This window comes from Streptomyces sp. SKN60 (genome assembly GCF_026236535.1).
Classification (GTDB): Bacteria; Actinomycetota; Actinomycetes; order Streptomycetales; family Streptomycetaceae; genus Streptomyces.
Window position 1 is genome coordinate 255,395 of the sequence record NZ_JAHTMW010000006.1, and the last position, 16,879, is coordinate 272,273.

Sequence of the window (16,879 nt, forward strand, 5' to 3'; positions counted from 1 at the left end):
GTCGTATCAGTCCAGTCTTGCGGGTGCGGCGGGGCGCCGCACCCGCAGGACGGGCCGGTCCGCGGGACGGGCCGCCGGGTCAGCGGGCCGTCGGGTCGGCCGGCCGCCGGGTCAGCGGGCGAGTTCGGCCATCGCGCCCCAGCCCTGCTGCGGCACCTCGACGTTGATGATCTCGGGGGTGGCGGCGACGGCCTCGCCCATGGTGGCGAGTCCGGCCCTGAAGTGCTCGGAGGCGACGTGCGCGGCGCCGGCCTCGGCGTCGGCGAAGGCCTCCAGGAGGACGAAGCGGTGGGGGTCGTCGACGCTGCGCGACCAGTCGAAGAAGAGGTTGCCGGGCTCCTCGCGGGTGGCGCGGGTGAAGTCGGCGACGCGGTCGAGCCAGCCGTCGGCGTGCTCGGGGCGGACGGTGAAACGTACGGCGATGAAGATCATGCGCTCATGGTGCGGGGCGGCCGCCGGCCCGGCCACTCGTGCCGCTCAGGATTCCGGCAGGGTCGGAAAGCTCGCCGTGAAGAGGGGTACGGCGCGGGCGAGGGCGGCGCGCAGCTCGCCGTGCCGGTGGCGGAAGTCGGCGGTGGGCAGGGACACGGAGAGCGCGCGCACCACCCCGTCGCCGCCGGGCAGCGGCGGCAGGGCGGTGGCGAGGCAGGTGTACGCGGGGTCCGCCTCGCCGACCGAGACGGCGAAGCCCCGGTCGCGCACCCGGGCGAGTTCGGCCTCGAAGCGCTCGGGGCTGGTGATCGTCCGGTCGGTGAACCGGGCCATGCCGTGGGCGTCGAGGTAGCGGCGGCGGGCGGCCCGGGGCAGCTCGGCGAGCAGCGCCTTGCCGTGCGCGGTGGCGTGGGCGCGGGGCTCCGGGCCGGGGGCGAAGGGGTGGGCGGTGTCGGTGACCGGCGCGGTGGTGTCGACGACGGTGATCCGGCCGTCGCGGTAGGCGGTGAAGTAGGCCTCGGCGCCGGCGGTGCGGCGCAGCTGCCCGAGGAGTTCGGCGACCGGGCCGCCGAGCTCGCCGAGTCCGTGGTGCCGCTGGTAGGCGCGGTGCAGGGCCGGGACGCGGGGGCCGGGGACGTACCCCTCGGGGGTGCGGGCCAGATGGCCGCGGGCGATCAGCGGACCGGTGAGGTGGTAGACGGTCGACAGGGCGCAGCCGAGGGTCCGGGCCAGCGTCTTGGCGCCGACGGGCCGGTCGGCGTCCGCGACGGCGTCGAGGAGGGCGAGGGCGCGCTCGACGGACTGGGGACCGATCGGAGACGTGGGCACCGATCCACCTTAGTTCCCGAGGAATGAGAGGAGCGTCACCGCAGTAACAAAAGGGACACTATGGATCTTTTACCCCGATTGGGCGTACCGTCGACGGGTACCCCCGAGCGGAGGACGCACGGCCACGGCCCATGCCGGCCGACCCGTTCCTCCCGGCCTTCCGGCCGCCCGCCGGGGGACTCCCCTGACGTTCTCACCGCACCGGGAGGGTGTGTGCGCCGCTCCACGACCGACCACACCGCCGCGGCCCCGCACGGGCGCCGCGGCCACATACGCAAGGCGGCGATCGCGACCGGCGTGGTCGCGGCCGTCGCCGGCGGACTGTACGTGGCGGGGCTCGCCGTCACCGGGGACGACATCTCCGAGGGCACGCGGGTCGACGGGATCGACATCGGCGGCCTCAGCCGCGCCGAGGCCGCCGCCCGTCTCACCGACGCCGCCCCCGCCGCCTGGAAGGACCCGGTGAAGGTCGCCGTCGGCGACACCACGACCACCGTCGACCCGGCCGAGGCCGGCCTCACCGTCGACGTGGCCGCCACCGCGGACCGCGCGGCCGACCCGGCCCGTGACCCCGTCACCGTGATCGGCCGGCTCTTCTCCTCCGGCAGCCGGGACGTCGACCCGGTGGTCCGCTTCGACGGTACGAAGGCCAGGGCCGCGCTCGCCGCCACCGCGAAGGAGCAGGACCGCACCGTCCGCGAGGGCGCCGTGTCCTTCAAGGCCGGCAAGCCGGTCGTCACCCAGGCCCGGGACGGGCGCGCCCTCGACACCGACAAGGCCGTCGAGGCGCTGCGCGCCGCCTACCCCGGGGCCGGCGGCGGCGCCGCGGCGCCCGTGGTGCTCCCGGTCACGGTCACGCAGCCGAAGGTGGGCGCCGCCGAGGTGTCCCGCTTCGTGAAGGAGTTCGCGGACCCGGCCATGTCCGGCCCGGTCACCCTCACCGCGGACGACAAGCGCCTGTCGATCGCGGCCACGACCCTCGGGGATCACCTGGACGTGACGGCCCGGGGCGGCAGGCTCTCCGCGGCCCTGGACGCGAAGTCCCTGCTGCGGGACCCGGACGTGGCGCGCCCGCTGCACGACTTCACCGGCGGCCCGGTCGAGGGGCGGCTCGGTGTGCGGGACGGCAAGGTCGTGGTGGAGCAGGACGGCCGCCCGGGCCGCCAGATCTCCCCGGACGCCCTCGGCCGCGCCGTACGCCCGCTGCTCGCCAAGGAGGGCGCCGCGGCCCGTACCGCCGCGGTCGCCACCACCGTGACCGAGCCGAAGGTGTCGGCGGACTCGCTGGCGCGGCTCGGGATCACCGAGCAGATGTCGACGTTCACCGTGAACTTCCCGACCGCGCCGTACCGCACGACCAACATCGGCCGGGCGGTCGAGCTGATCAACGGCTCCGTCGTCCAGCCCGGCGAGGTGTGGAGCTTCAACCGCACGGTCGGCGAGCGCACCGAGGCCAACGGCTTCGTCGACGGCACGATGATCATGGACGGCCAGTACCAGAAGGCCCCCGGCGGCGGTGTCTCGGCGGTCGCCACCACGGTCTACAACGCGCTGTTCTTCGCCGGTGTGCACCCGATCGAGCACGGCGCGCACTCCTTCTACATCGAGCGCTACCCGGCCGGCCGGGAGGCGACGGTGGCCTGGGGCACCCTGGACCTGCGCTTCCGCAACGACTCCGGCCACCCGATCTACATCCAGGCGAGCTCGACGGACTCGTCGGTGACGGTGAGCTTCCTCGGCACGAAGAAGTACGACTCGGTCGAGGCGGTCGCGGGCCCGCGCGAGAACCTCACGCCGCCCGGCGAGCGCAAGGGCAGGCTCGCGGACAAGTGCGAGGTGCAGGAGCCGCTGGAGGGCTTCGACATCAATGTCGACCGGGTCTTCAAGAACGGCGGCACGGAGGTCAAGCGCGAGACCTTCCATACCCACTACACACCGCGGGACAAGGTGACCTGCGAGTAGGACGACGAGGGAAGGGCCCCACTCTCCGGAGTGGGGCCCTTCCGCGTCTGCCGCCCGTCAGGCGTCGACGCGTACGGCGGCGGGCGCCTCGTCGGTGACGTAGGCGAGGTCGCGGTGCCGGGTCTCGCGGGCGCAGGCGACCGCGACGACGGTGAGGAGCGCGGCGGCGATCACATAGAGGGCGATCGGGGTCGAGCTGTCGTAGTCGTCGAGCAGGGCGACGGCGATGAGCGGGGCGGGGGCGCCGGCGGCGACCGAGGAGAACTGGGCGCCGATGGAGGCGCCGGAGTAGCGCATCCGGGTCGCGAACATCTCGGCGAAGAAGGCCGCCTGCGGGGCGTACATGGCGCCGTGCAGGATCAGGCCGACGGTCACGGCGAGCAGCAGGGTGCCGAAGGAGTCCTGGTCGATGAGGGCGAAGAAGGGGAACATCCACAGGCCGACGCCGACGGCCCCGACGAGGTACACCGGCCGGCGCCCGACGCGGTCGGAGAGCGCGCCCCAGAGCGGGATCACCGCGAAGTGGATCGCGGAGCCGATGAGGACGGCGTTCAGGGCGGTCTGCTTGGAGAGGCCGACCTGGGTGGTGGCGTAGACGAGGATGAAGGCGGTGATGACGTAGTAGCTGATGTTCTCGGCCATCCGGGCGCCCATGGCGATCAGCACATCGCGCCAGTGGTGCCTGAGGACGGCGACCAGCGGCGTCTTCTCGGCCTGCGCGGCGGCGGCCTTGCGCTCCTCGGCGGCGGCGAGCGCGGCCTTGAAGACGGGCGACTCGTCGACGGAGAGCCGGATCCACAGGCCGACGACCACGAGCACCCCGGACAGCAGGAACGGCACCCGCCAGCCCCACGAGGTGAAGGCGGCGTCCGACAGCAGCGCGGTGAGCGCGGACAGCACCCCGGTCGCGAGCAGCTGCCCGGCCGGCGCCCCGGTCTGCGGCCAGGAGGCCCAGAACCCGCGCCGCTTCGCGTCCCCGTGCTCGGACACGAGCAGCACCGCCCCGCCCCACTCCCCGCCGAGCGCGAACCCCTGGACGAGCCGCAGCACGGTGAGCAGCACGGGCGCGGCGGACCCCACGGTCGCGTGGGTCGGCAGCAGACCGATCGCGAACGTCGCCCCGCCCATCATCAGCAGGCTGAGCACCAGCAGCTTCTTCCGCCCGAGCCGGTCCCCGTAGTGCCCGAACACCAGCGCCCCGAGCGGCCGCGCGGCGAACCCGACCGCGTACGTCAGGAACGAGAGCAGCGTCCCGACCAGCGGATCGGACTCGGGGAAGAAGAGCTTGTTGAAGACCAGGGCGGCGGCCGACCCGTAGAGGAAGAAGTCGTACCACTCGATGGTCGTGCCGATCAGGCTGGCGGCGACGATGCGCTTGAGGGAGCCGGGGGGCGTGGGAGCGTGTGTTGCGGCGGCCATGTGCACCACTTCCGAGCGGGGTGACGGGGACGTGTTCGTGTCGCCACACCGTAGAAACGGCCAGGTCACCCGCGTATGTGGTGGGACACCATAGTTCCGACACGGTCTGTGTCAGGGCCTCCTGCCTCGCGTAGGGTCCCGGGCATGACCGAGCTTCAGGGCGCTCTCGTCGTCCTCCGCCCCACCACCACCGAGGACGTCCCGGCCCTGGCCGCCATCCGTGGCACGCCCGAGGTGCGGGCGCGGTGGCGGGGCGGGGAGGATCTCGCGGCGGAGATCGCCGCCGATCTCCAGGACCCGGACAGCCACGCCTTCACCGTCCGCCACGGGCAGCGGATCGTCGGCATGATCCAGTGGTACGCCGAGGAGGATCCGGAGTACCGGCACGCCGGCATCGACGTCTTCCTCGATCCCGCCGTGCACGGCGGCGGCCTGGGCACCGACGCCGTACGGACACTGGCCCGCCATCTCGTCGACGACCACGGCCACCACCGGCTGGTCATCGACCCGGCGGCCGACAACGCCGCGGCGATCCGCTGCTACGAGAAGGTCGGCTTCCGGCCGGTCGGTGTCATGCGGCGGTACGAGCTCGGTCCCGACGGCACCTGGCACGACGGCCTGCTGATGGACCTCCTGGCCGAGGAGCTGATCCGCTGATCCGTCTGTTCCGCCGACCGCACGCGGCCTCACAGGCGGAACCAGCGCTCCTCCCCGGGCGGGACGGTGAACCGCCGTTCTCCCGGGAGTACGACGGTGAGCGGCGCCGCCGGCCCCGCCGGGACCCGTACGGCGAGCCGCCCGGGCAGCACCCGTACCCGTACGCCGTGATGGCCGCCGGCGCACAGGGTGAAGGCGAACCGCGGGAGCTCCCGCAGGGCCACCGGCGCGACCCGGAGGCCTTCCGGGCCCGCTTCGAGGCCGGTGATCCCGCGCTCGACGAGGTCGATGGTGCCCGCCATCGCCCCGAGGTGGATGCCCTCGCCGGTGGTGCCGCCCTGGACGTCGGCCACGTCGCCGAGGAGCGCCTCCTCGCAGTACCGCCAGGCGTCGGAGCCCTGCAGGCGGGCGAGCACCCAGCCGTGGACCAGGCTGCTGAGCGTCGATCCGTGGCTGGTGCGGGCGAGGTAGTACGCGACGGTCGCGCGCCACACCTCGTCGTCCATGCGGTAGCCGAGCCGGGCGAAGAGGCCGCTCAGCTCCTCGGGCCGGAAGAGGTGGCCGAGCATCAGGGTGTCGGCCTGCTTCGAGGCCTGGTAGCGGTTGACCGTGTCGTCCTCCGCCTCCAGGATCCGGTCGAGCCGGCGGATGTCGCCGTACCGGGCGCGGTAGGCGTCCCAGTCGAGCTCCGCCAGCTGCCCGTATCCCTCGAACTGGCTCACCACCCCGCGGTGGAACGGCAGATACAGCCGGCGCGAGACGTCCTGCCAGCGGTCGAGCTCGGCGTCGTCGAGGGCCAGTCGCTCGCGCAGCTCCGAGCGCCGGGCGGCGGGCAGTCCGTCGAGGAGGTCGAGTCCCCGGGCGAGCACCCAGGCGGCGGTCGCGTTGGTGTACGCGTTGTCGTCGATGCCCGGGGCCGAGGCGCCCGGGTAGGCGTCGTGGTACTCGTCCGGGCCGATCACCCCGCGGATCCGGTAGCGGCCGAGGGCCGGGTCGAGGGCGGCCGCGCCCGACCAGTACCGGGCCACCTCAAGCAGCATCTCGGCCCCCGCCGAGTGCAGGAAGCCGAGGTCGCCGGTGGTCCGCGCGTAGCGCCACACGTTGTACGCGACGGCCGAGCCCACATGCCGCTGGAGCCGTGTGTGGTCGGGCAGCCAGCGGCCCGAGCGGGGGTTGAGGTGCAGTTCCTGGGTCTCCTCGCGGCCCGAACTCGCGCTCTGCCACGGGTACATGGCCCCGGTGGCGCCGGCCTGGCGGGCCGCCTCGCGGGCGGCCGGGAGCCGGCGGTGCCGGTACATCAGCAGGGACCGGGCGACCTCGGGGAAGTGCAGGTCCAGATAGGGCTGCACGAACAGCTCGTCCCAGAAGACGTGCCCGCGGTAGGCCTCGCCGTGCAGCCCGCGCGCCGGGACGCCCACGTCGAGCTCCGCGGTGTGCGGGGAGAGCGTCTGCAGGAGGTGGAAGAGGTGCAGCCGGAGGATGCGGCCCGCCTCCCCGGGGACGTCCAGCTCGCCTCGCTGCCACAGCCCTTGCCAGGCCGCCCGGTGGGTGGAGACCAGCCGGGGGAAGGACGGGGCGCGGGCCGCGTCGGCGCAGGCGGCCGCGCGCGGCTCGACGGCGGGCCGGTCCCTCGACGTGCGCAGGGCCAGGGTCTTCACGAGGCTCGCCGCACGGCGGTGGCCGACGGGAAGGAGGACCGTCTGGACGGTTCCGGTCCGGGTGGCCGTCTCGCGGACCGGGCGGTCGGGGCGGGTGACGGTGCGGACGGCCAGCGCGATCCCGCGGCCCGGGTCGGTGGTGCGGCAGGTGAGCCAGGCGACCCCGCCGGGCTCGAAGCCGGTCCGGTGATCGAGGAGGTGGCGCCCCTCCAGGTGCCGGTAGCGCGCCACGCCGGCGTTCGTGACCGCGCCGTCGAGGACGGACTCGGCCTCGACGGCGCCGGTCCAGCCGTAGGCGCGGAACACCGTGCGCTGGGCCGCGAGCCAGGGTTCTCCCATGTGCACGATCCGCCGGTGGCCGACCCGCAGTCCGCGCCCGTCGCCGTCCTCGAAGTACAGGCTGCGGGTGAGCACTCCCGCCCGCAGGTCGAGCAGTACGTCGTAGTGGCGCAGCTCCTCGGAGCCGGGCGTCAGCCAGTCGCCGGGCGGTGCTCCGTCCGGCAGGCAGCGGTAGCGCAGCCGCGTCCAGTCGGGCAGGTTGACGAGGTCCTCGTTCTCGATCCGTTCGCCCGCGACGGTCGAGGAGCGCCGGTCGTAGCAGCCGGCCAGATAGGTGCCGGGGTAGTGGGTGGCGCCGGCCGGGCACTCGGGTGCGGAACCCCGGGTGGCGAAGCGGCCGTTGCCCAGGGTGCAGAGCGCCTCGACGAGCCGCTCGCGCTCCGGTTCGTACCGGTCGTAGCGCAGGGTCCAGGGGGCGGTCACGCCCGCTCGCCCCAGACGCCCCGGACCAGCAGCGTCAGATCGGAGACCGTGAGGTCGGCGCCCTGCTCGCGCAGCGGGCCGGTCATCCTCCCGTCCGGTGTGCGGTCGAGACCGACGACGAGACCGAACCTGCCCCGGCGCGCCGCCCGCACTCCGGCGAGCGCGTCCTCGACCACCGCGGCGTCCGCCGGGCGGCTTCCGAGGAGGGCGGCGGCGTGCAGGAACAGGGCGGGGTCCGGCTTGCCGGCCAGGCCGAGCGCGGCCGCGGCCGCGCCGTCGACGATGACGGGGAGCAGCCCGGCGAGGCCGGACGCCTTGAGCAGTTCCCGGGCGTGCCGGGAGGCCGACACGGCGGCGCACGGCACCCGGGCGGCGCGCAGCGCGTCGAGGGCGGGCGCCGCGTCCGGGAAGACCGGCACGCCCTGTGCGCCGACCAGGTCCCGGAACGCCCGCTCCTTGCGCGCGGCGATCGCCCAGACCGTGTCGCAGCCGGGCGGGTCGTCCGGTGTCCCCGCGGGCAGGTCGAGGCCCCGGGCGGTCAGCAGGGCCGCCGCCCCGTCGTACCGGGACCGTCCGTCGACGAACCGTCGGTACTCGCCGCCGGAGTCGAAGGGCGGCTGCCTGTCGCCGTCGCGGGCGCGGGCGGACAGACAGGGGTCGAAGGCGGCCTTCCAGGCGGCCGCGTGGACCCGGGCCGAGTCGAGCAGCACCCCGTCCGTGTCGAACACGACGGCGCGCGGCGGCGGGGAGGCGGGCGCGGGTCCGCTCACGATGTCACCCCGGATCCTGGTCGACAGCCCTCTCCTCCAGGGTTTCGCGAACCGGCGGCGCCGCAACCGGGAGCGCCGCGCCCGGACGGTCCCGTCGGCGCCGGAACCGGTGTCCGCGGCTCAGGACGGCGGGCCGACGCGGGCGACGAGGAGGGCGATGTCGTCGTCCGCGGAGGCCGGCACGAGATGGGTGAGCAGTCGGTCGCAGAGGGCGGTCAGGGACGGGACGGGCTCGGCGAGCAGCTCGGTCAGTTCGGCGAGGCGCGTATCGATGTCGCTGTTGCGGGCCTCGACGAGTCCGTCGGTGTACAGGACGAGCAGGCTGCCGGGCGGCAGGGTGACGTCGGTGGTCGTGAAGGGGACGCCGCCGACGCCCAGCGGCAGACCCGGCGGAACGTCGAGCAGCCGGACGGCGCCGTCGGGCGAGACGGTCGCGGGCGGCGGGTGCCCGGCGCGGGTGATGCGGCAGTGGCCGGTGGCCGGGTCGACCACGAGGCACAGGAAGGTCGCGATCATCGGCTCGGCGAGATCGTGCAGGGCGGCCTCCAGCTGGTAGAGGAGCTCCTCGGGCGACAGGTCGAGCCGGGCGAGCGCGCGTACGCTCGCGGCGAGCCGTCCCATCACCGCCGCGGCCGCGGTGCCGTGGCCCATCACGTCGCCGATGACCAGGGCGGCTCGGCCGCCGTCCAGGGTGATGACGTCGTACCAGTCGCCGCCGACCTCGTTCACGTCGCTCGCGGGCAGATAGCGGTGGGCGACCTCGATCCCCGGCGGCGGGGTGATGTGCTGGGGCAGCATGCTGCGCTGCAGGACGGCGGCGGTGTCGTGTTCCCGGCTGTAGAGGCGCGCGTTGTCGACGCAGACGGCGGCGCGGGCCGCCAGTTCGCCGGCCAGGTCGACCTCGTCCTCGGTGAAGGGGCCGACCGGCCGGGTCCGGTAGAAGGTGGCGAGGCCGAGGACCACCCCGCGGGCGAGCAGCGGGGTCATCAGGAACGAGTGCACGCCCCGCCGCAGCAGCTCCGCGGGCCTGGCGGAGTGGCCGGCCGCCGGGGCGACGGCCGCGTCGTCGAACACGGGGATCACGAAGGGGCGGCGCGCGCCGAGGACCCGGGTGTACGGCGCGTTGGCGGGAAAGGTGAGGGTGCGCCCGAGCGGGGCGAGGACGTCCGGGACGGGTGATCCGGCCAGCGGCGCCTTGGCCAGCCGGCGCAGCATGGCGCCGCCGACCAGGCCGGCTCCGAGCTCGCCGCCGTTGACCACGGTCTCCAGGACGTCGACGGTGACCGCGTCCGCGAGGTCGGGAACGGCGACGTCGGCGAGTTCCTGCGCGGTGCGCTCCAGGTCCAGGCTGGTGCCGATCTTGAGGGTGGCCTCGTTGACCAGGGCGAGGTGGCGCCGGCCCGCGTCGGCCTCGATCTGGGCCTGCTGCTGCGCGGTGATGTCGATGAGGGTGGCGGCGACTCCGATCGGGCGTCCGTCGGCGTCCTCGAGGCGGACGTAGGAGCCCGACCACACATGGTCGTGGTCCGGGTCGGCCGGGGTGCGGCCGGTGCGGCGGGAGTCCAGGACGGGGCGGCCCTCGTCCAGGGCCCGGCGCATGGACCGTTCCATGTCGGTGGCGTTGACGTCCGGCAGGATCTCGACCAGCCGGCGCCCTATGTGCGCGGCCTGCGAGAGGCCGTTCATGGCCTCCAGGGCCGGGTTGACGCGGAGGAAGCGCAGCTGGGTGTCCAGGACCGCGATGCCGACCGGGGACCGGGAGAACAGCCCGTCCCACACGGCCGAAGAGCCGCGGATGTGCCGTGCCGCCTCCGCCTCGGCGGCGAACACGAGCACGGTCGTCCCGCCCCGGTGCCGGGCCGGGACCGGGCACGCCCAGATCTCCAGGTCCAGCGGGTGCCCCTCCTTGTGCCAGGCGGTCACCACGCCCATGACCCCGCGCCCGGTGGCCGCGCCCTCCCACAGCGACCGGCCGAGGCTGCGGTCCGCGCCGGGGTGGAGCAGGTCGGCGATGTGCAGTCCGAGCACCTCGTGGGGGGTGTAGCCGAGCAGATCCTCCGCCGCGTGGTCCCAGCGGACGATGGCCCCGTCGGCGCCGGTGGCCACCACGGCGACGGGCAGGGCCCCCAGCCAGCCGCCCGCGTCCCGGGCCGCGCTGGTGGTCACTTCCTCGAAGGGCACCTCGTGCATCGCCACCCGAATTCCCCGTACCTGGGGGCCCTGGGCGCCCGGGGACGGCTGCTGTTCCTCCCAGTATGGCCGCGCGGCGCCGGGTTCGCCGCGCGACCGGGGCGGGGGCGGCGCCGCCGTCGAGGGCGGCGAGCACGTGGTGGCATGCCCCGGACATTCCTCAAGTGGCGCACGGACCTTCCTTGAGCGACTCACGGACCTTCCCTCACACCTTGACGCACATCTGGTCCAGACCTATGGTCCGCTCAACGCGCTTGTTCATCACGGCAGTTGACGTTCACATACAAGAACGGAAGGTCCCCCCACCATGCGCAGAACCGGACTCCTCGCGGCCGCCGCCGCCCTCGTCGCCGGTGCCCTCGTCTGGCCGACCGCCCACCGGGCCGCGGCGGCCCCCGCCGTCTTCACCCACCCCGGAGTCACCGTCTCCCAGGGCCAGTTGGACTTCGCCCGGACCAAGGTGCTGGCCGGCGCCCAGCCCTGGAAGGGCGCGTACGACCAGATGATGGCGAGCAGGTACGCCGACCCGAACCGCACCCCGAAGCCCCGCGCGGTCGTGGAGTGCGGCTCGTACTCCAACCCCAACTACGGCTGCACCGACGAGCGCGAGGATGCGATCGCCGCGTACACCAACGCCCTCGCCTGGTACGTCACGCGTGACGCGCGCTACGCGCAGAAGTCGATCCAGCTGATGGACGCCTGGTCCGCCGTCATCACGGACCACACCAACAGCAACGCCCCGCTCCAGACCGGCTGGGCCGGCTCGTCCTGGCCGAAGGCCGCCGAGATCATCAAGTACACGTACACCGGCGGCTGGCCGAACTCCGGCCGCTTCGCGACGATGCTGCGCGACGTCTATCTGCCCGAGATCATCAACGGCTCCAACTCCAACGGGAACTGGGAGCTGTCGATGATGGAGGCCGCCGTCGGCATCTCCGTCTTCCTGGAGGACCGGGCGTCGTACGACAAGGCCATGGCGAAGTTCCGCACGCGCACCGCCGCCTACGTCTACCTCGCCTCCGACGGCTCGCTGCCGAAGACCGTGCCGAGCCAGAACCTCGACACCCGCGACAAGATCGTCAAGTACTGGCAGGGCCAGTCGACCTTCGTCACCGGTCTCACCCAGGAGACCTGCCGCGACTTCACGCACACCGGCTACGGCATCTCCGCCCTCTCGCACGTCGCCGAGACCAGCCGGATCCAGGGGCAGGACCTGTACGGCACGGACGTCGGCGAGCGGCTGCGCCAGGCGCTCGGCTTCCAGTCCAAGTACGAGCTCGGCACGGCGGCGCCCAGCTGGCTGTGCGGCGGCACCCTGCACCTGGGGCTGGGCCCCGTCACCGAGGTCGGCTACAACGCCCTGCACAACCGCCTCGGCGTCGCCATGACCAACACCGAGACGCTGACCAGGCGGAACCGCCCGGCCGGCAGCAACAACCTCTTCGTCGCCTGGGAGACCCTCACCCACGGGGACAACCCCTCCTGAGAAGGGTTCGCCCCAAGGCCCGTCAGGGGGTGACGCGGTCCGCGAGGGCCGTCTGCCAGGCGGGGGCCGGGACGCTCGGGGTGGTCTCGGGGCGGCGGCCGCCCCGAGCGAAGAAATCGTCCAGCGGGAGGAGGGCCGCGCCGACCGTGACCGCCTCGGGGCCCAGGGTGCCGAGGCCCACGACCGTGCGGCTCGCCGGGTAGCGCAGGGCGTACTCGGTCGCGTACCGGGTGACCGTGTCGAGGAAGCGGGTGCCGAGCTGGAGGCCGGCCCAGCCGCCGACGAGGATCCGCTCGGGCTGGAAGAGGTTGATCAGGTCGGCGAAGCCCGCGCCGAGGTATTCGGCGGTCTCCTCCAGGACGGTCAGGGCGGTGGCGTCGGGCACGGCGCCCGGCTCGGCGGGGTAGGCGGCGGTGAGCATCGCGGTGAGGGCGGTCTCCTCGTCGGCGTCCGCCGGCGGGGTGCCGCCCGCCTCGCGCCAGCGGGCGAGCAGGGCCTCGGCGCCCGCGTACGCCTCCAGGCAGCCCCGGGCGCCGCAGCGGCACCGGCGGCCCCGGACGTCGACGGTGAGGTGGCCCCATTCGAGGGCCCGGGCGGGTCCGAGCGGGTCGGTGACCACGCAGGCGCCGACGCCGGAGCCGAAGAGGACGGTGACGGCGCTGCGGGCGCCGCGCCCGGCCCCGAACCACATCTCGGCCTGGCCGAGGGTCTTGGCTCCGTTGTCGATCCGGTAGGGGACGGTGGCGGGGAGGTCGACGGCCGCGCGTAGCAGGCGCTCGAAGGGGACGGCCTCCCAGCCGACGGTCTGGCCGTGGACGACGGCCCCGTCGTCCGGGGTGTGCGCGACGATGCCGGGGACGCCGACCCCGACGCCGAGGAGCCGGTCCGGCGAGACGTCCGCCGCCCGCAGCACCTCCGCGACGCCGTCCCGGACATGGCCGACGACCAGGTCCACGTCGTAACGGGAGGTGCGCGGTCCGGAGCTGGGCAACGCCCGCTCCGTGCGGGCAAGTTCGGCGAGGGTGAGGTCGAAGAGCTCGACCCTGACCCGGGTCTCGCCGACGTCGACGCCGATCATGCGGCCGCTGCCGGGGTTGATCCGGAGCAGAGTCTGCGGGCGTCCGCCGGCCGAGTCGACGCTGCCGGCCTCCTCGACGAGGCCCTCGGCGGCGAGTTCGGCGACCACGTTGCTGACGGATCCGGAGCTGAGCCCGATCGCGGGCCCGAGCATCAGACGGCTCATCGGCCCGTCGAAGTACAGCTTCCGCAGTACCGCGGTGCGGTTCTCGCGCCGCAGGTCACGCACCGTACGGCCACTTGTCGCGTGCACGTGGGTTCCCGTCTGTGAAGTCTTTCGGTGCAACATACCCGCATTCCAGGCCTTGACGCGACCTTCTCACGAGGTTTAACTCACATCCTAAATTAAGCCGATGTCATGAAGGCGGCCGGGCCCGCCCACGGTGTCGGTCCTCCCGTCGTCCCTGAAAGGGCCCTGGAGCCATGCGCACAATCAGAGCCGCCGTCACCGGTGCCGTCACTCTCTCCCTCGTCTTCGCCGCCACCGCCTGCGGCGGCGGCACCGCCGGCGGATCGGGCGGCTCCAACTCGCAGCCGAAGACCCTCACCTACTGGGCCACGAACCAGGGCACCAGCCTGGAGGCCGACAAGAAGATCCTCCAGCCCGAGCTCGACAAGTTCGAGAAGCAGACCGGCATCAAGGTCAAGCTGGAGGTCATCCCCTGGTCCGACCTGCTCAACCGGATCCTCACCGCCACCACCTCCGGCCAGGGCCCCGACGTCCTCAACATCGGCAACACCTGGAGCGCCTCGCTCCAGTCCACCGGCGCCCTGCTGCCCTGGGACGAGAAGAACTTCGGCACCATCGGCGGGAAGGACCGCTTCGTCGACTCCGCGCTCGGCTCCACCGGCGCGCCCGGCAAGGACCCGGCGGCCGTGCCGCTCTACTCCATGGCCTACGCGCTCTACTACAACAAGAAGATGTTCGCCGACGCGGGCATAGCCAAGCCGCCGACCACCTGGGCCGAGGTCGACGCCGCCGGCAAGAAGCTCAGCAAGGACGGCAAGTGGGGCATCGGGGTCGAGGGCTCCAACCTGTCCAACAACATCCACCAGGTCTTCGTGCTCGGCAAGCAGCACGGCGCCGACTTCTTCACCCCCGACGGCAAGGCCGACTTCACCTCCGACGGTGCCGTCGCCGCCGTCAAGCAGTACGTCGACCTGATGGCCGCCGGCAAGATCGTCGCGCCCGGCAACGCCGAGTACGCGCAGAACCAGTCGCTCTCCGACTTCGCCAAGAACCGCACCGGCATGGTCCTGTGGCAGACCCCGCAGCAGACCTTCGCCGCCCAGGGCATGTCCGAGGACCAGTGGGGCGTCGTCCCGGCCCCCGTCGCCTCCGGCGCTCCCGGCCAGGGCGCGCAGACCAACTCGATGGTCGCCGGCATCAACATCTCCGTCTTCAAGAACACCAAGAACCTCGACGGCGCCCTCAAGTTCGTGAAGTTCATGACCGGCGACGAGGAGCAGATCCTCCTCAACAAGACCTACGGCTCCGTCCCGCCGGTCAAGTCCGCGCAGGCCGACCCCGCCTTCGACTCCGCCTCGCTGGCGGTCATCCGCGACACCCTCGCCAAGAGCGCCTCCGCCCTGCCGCAGGTCCCGGAGGAGTCGCAGTTCGAGACCGTCGTCGGCACCGCGGTGAAGGAGCTCTTCGCCGACGCCGCCGCCGGCCGCCCCGTCACCACCGAGTCCGTCAAGGCCAAGCTCGACAAGGCCCAGCAGCAGATGCCGAAGAAGTAGGCAGCACCCGACATGACCCAGACCGCCGTCACTCAGCGGAGTGAGCGCGCGGTGCGCAAGGCCGGACCCGGAGCGGCGCCCGCACAGCGCCGCTCCGGGCGCCGCCGCATCGCCCTCCCGTACCTGCTGCTGCTCCCCGCCCTCCTCCTCGAACTCCTCGTCCACCTCGTCCCGATGGTCATGGGCATCGGCATGAGCTTCAAGGAGCTCACCCAGTTCTTCATCCGGGACTGGTCGTCCGCGCCCTGGGCCGGACTCGACAACTACCGCGTCGCGATCGACTTCGACGCGCCGGTCGGCCAGGCCCTGCTGAAGTCGTTCTTCACCACATGCCTGTTCACCCTGGCGTCCGTCGCCCTGTGCTGGCTGCTCGGCACGGCCGCCGCCGTCTTCCTCCAGGAGAACTTCCGCGGCCGCGGCTTCCTGCGGACCCTCTTCCTCGTCCCGTACGCCCTGCCGGTCTACGCCGCCGTCATCACCTGGGCGTTCATGTTCCAGCGGGACAACGGCCTGATCAACCACGTGCTGCACGACCAGCTCGGCATCGGCGACAGCCCCGCCTTCTGGCTCATCGGCGGCAACAGCTTCTGGGCCCTGCTCACCGTCTCCGTGTGGAAGGGCTGGCCGTTCGCCTTCCTGACCGTCATGGCCGGACTGCAGAACATCCCCCGGGACATGTACGAGGCGGCCGCCCTCGACGGCGCCGGCGTGTGGAAGCAGATCCGCCACATCACCCTGCCGTCGCTGCGCCAGGTCAACCAGGTCCTCGTCCTGGTCCTCTTCCTGTGGACCTTCAACGACTTCAACACGCCGTTCGTGCTCTTCGGCAAGGCGGCGCCCGAAGCGGCCGACCTGATCTCCCTGCACATCTACCAGTCGTCCTTCCTGACGTGGAACTTCGGCACCGGCTCGGCGATGTCCGTGCTGCTCCTGCTGTTCCTGCTGCTCGTCACGGGCGGCTACCTCCTGCTCACCACCAGGGGAAGGAAGGCCTCCGATGCCTGAGCGCGCCCCCCGCTCCCCCATGGCCGCCCCGCGCTCCTTCCTGTGGACCCGGCGGATCTTCCTCACCCTGCTCACCGGCTTCGTGCTGCTGCCGCTGTACGTGATGGTCTCCAGCTCCCTGAAGCCCCTGGAGGACGTCTCGGGGAAGTTCGAGTGGATCCCGTCCGGGCTCACGCTCCGCCCGTACGTCGACATCTGGGACACCGTCCCGCTCGCCGACTACTTCCTGAACTCGCTGGCCGTGGCGGGCGCGGCCACCGTCTTCTCGGTCGCCGTGGCGATCTTCGCCGCGTACGCGGTCAGCCGCTACGACTTCCGGGGCAAGCGGGTCTTCACGGTCACCGTCCTGTCGACGCAGATGTTCCCCGGCATCCTGTTCCTGCTGCCGCTCTTCCTCATCTACGTCAACATCGGCAACGCCACCGGCCTCGCCCTGTTCGGCTCGCGCGAGGGCCTGATCCTCACCTATCTGACCTTCTCGCTGCCCTTCTCCATCTGGATGCTGACCGGGTACTTCGACTCGATCCCGCGCGAGCTCGACGAGGCCGCCAAGGTCGACGGCTGCGGCCCGGTCGGCGCGCTCTTCCGGGTCATCGTGCCCTCCGCCTTGCCCGGCATCGTCGCGGTCGCCGTCTACGCCTTCATGACCGCCTGGGGCGAGGTCCTCTTCGCCTCCGTGATGACCAACGACACCACCCGCACCCTGGCCGTCGGCCTGCAGGGCTACGCCTCCCAGAACGACGTCTACTGGAACCAGGTGATGGCCGCCTCCCTCGTGGTGAGCGTGCCCGTCGTCGCCGGGTTCCTCCTCCTGCAGCGCTATCTCGTCGCCGGCCTCACGGCGGGCGCCGTCAAGTGACCCGCCCCGCCCCGGCCGCCACCGCAGTCGC

General features: G+C 72.9%; 13 protein-coding genes. 6 read left to right on the forward strand and 7 right to left on the reverse strand.

Annotation, left to right across the window (positions count from 1 at the left end; all coding sequences use genetic code 11):
- Positions 1–111 precede the first annotated feature (111 nt).
- On the reverse strand, positions 112–432 hold the full coding sequence (locus KV205_RS12770) for a putative quinol monooxygenase (RefSeq protein ID WP_265864328.1): 321 nt from the start codon (positions 430–432) through the stop codon (positions 112–114).
- A 45-nt stretch (positions 433–477) separates the two neighbouring features.
- Positions 478–1,260, reverse strand: coding sequence for an IclR family transcriptional regulator (locus KV205_RS36135; RefSeq protein ID WP_265864329.1), 783 nt, complete (start codon positions 1,258–1,260; stop codon positions 478–480).
- 213 nt (positions 1,261–1,473) lie between these two features.
- Here KV205_RS36135 and KV205_RS12780 point away from each other — a divergent pair, with 213 nt between their 5' ends.
- Complete coding sequence (locus KV205_RS12780; protein ID WP_265864330.1) at positions 1,474–3,222, forward strand: VanW family protein; 1,749 nt, start codon at positions 1,474–1,476, stop codon at positions 3,220–3,222.
- A 57-nt stretch (positions 3,223–3,279) separates the two neighbouring features.
- On the opposite strand, the gene KV205_RS12785 is transcribed toward KV205_RS12780, so the two are convergent.
- A complete protein-coding gene (locus KV205_RS12785; protein WP_265864331.1) occupies positions 3,280–4,641 on the reverse strand; it encodes an MFS transporter in 1,362 nt (453 codons plus the stop codon).
- A 144-nt stretch (positions 4,642–4,785) separates the two neighbouring features.
- Between KV205_RS12785 and KV205_RS12790 the strand changes: the two genes are divergently transcribed.
- Entirely contained in the window at positions 4,786–5,298 is a 513-nt protein-coding gene (locus KV205_RS12790; RefSeq protein WP_265864332.1) for a GNAT family N-acetyltransferase, read from the forward strand.
- Positions 5,299–5,327: 29 nt separating this feature from the next.
- On the opposite strand, the gene KV205_RS12795 is transcribed toward KV205_RS12790, so the two are convergent.
- The 3 genes from KV205_RS12795 to KV205_RS12805 form a co-directional block, all read right to left on the reverse strand.
- On the reverse strand, positions 5,328–7,718 hold the full coding sequence (locus KV205_RS12795; RefSeq protein ID WP_265864333.1) for a glycoside hydrolase family 65 protein: 2,391 nt from the start codon (positions 7,716–7,718) through the stop codon (positions 5,328–5,330).
- A complete protein-coding gene (locus KV205_RS12800; RefSeq protein WP_265864455.1) occupies positions 7,715–8,491 on the reverse strand; it encodes an HAD family phosphatase in 777 nt (258 codons plus the stop codon). Before KV205_RS12800 ends, KV205_RS12795 begins: the two co-directional genes overlap by 4 nt.
- A 117-nt stretch (positions 8,492–8,608) precedes the next feature.
- The gene (locus KV205_RS12805) at positions 8,609–10,678 is read right to left on the reverse strand and encodes a SpoIIE family protein phosphatase (protein WP_265864456.1); all 2,070 of its coding nucleotides are present in this window, start codon (positions 10,676–10,678) and stop codon (positions 8,609–8,611) included.
- A 307-nt stretch (positions 10,679–10,985) separates the two neighbouring features.
- On the opposite strand from KV205_RS12805, the gene KV205_RS12810 reads away from it, so the two are divergent.
- Positions 10,986–12,164, forward strand: a complete 1,179-nt coding sequence (locus tag KV205_RS12810; protein ID WP_265864334.1) for an alginate lyase family protein — start codon at positions 10,986–10,988, stop codon at positions 12,162–12,164.
- 22 nt (positions 12,165–12,186) lie between these two features.
- Here the strand turns inward: KV205_RS12810 and KV205_RS12815 are convergent, their stop codons facing one another.
- Positions 12,187–13,494: an ROK family protein gene (locus tag KV205_RS12815; protein ID WP_265864335.1), complete on the reverse strand. Its 1,308-nt coding sequence runs from the start codon at positions 13,492–13,494 to the stop codon at positions 12,187–12,189.
- Positions 13,495–13,664: 170 nt separating this feature from the next.
- On the opposite strand from KV205_RS12815, the gene KV205_RS12820 reads away from it, so the two are divergent.
- Genes KV205_RS12820 through KV205_RS12830 form a run of 3 tightly spaced genes read left to right on the forward strand, consistent with a single transcriptional unit; the run spans position 13,665 to position 16,848 of the window.
- On the forward strand, positions 13,665–14,984 hold the full coding sequence (locus tag KV205_RS12820; RefSeq protein ID WP_265864337.1) for a sugar ABC transporter substrate-binding protein: 1,320 nt from the start codon (positions 13,665–13,667) through the stop codon (positions 14,982–14,984).
- A gap of 12 nt (positions 14,985–14,996) precedes the next feature.
- A complete protein-coding gene (locus KV205_RS12825) occupies positions 14,997–15,989 on the forward strand; it encodes a carbohydrate ABC transporter permease (RefSeq protein WP_265864339.1) in 993 nt (330 codons plus the stop codon).
- Between the two features lie 19 nt (positions 15,990–16,008).
- Positions 16,009–16,848 (forward strand): carbohydrate ABC transporter permease, encoded by an 840-nt coding sequence (locus KV205_RS12830; RefSeq protein WP_265864457.1) that lies wholly within the window; start codon positions 16,009–16,011, stop codon positions 16,846–16,848.
- The last annotated feature ends 31 nt before the right edge of the window (positions 16,849–16,879 follow it).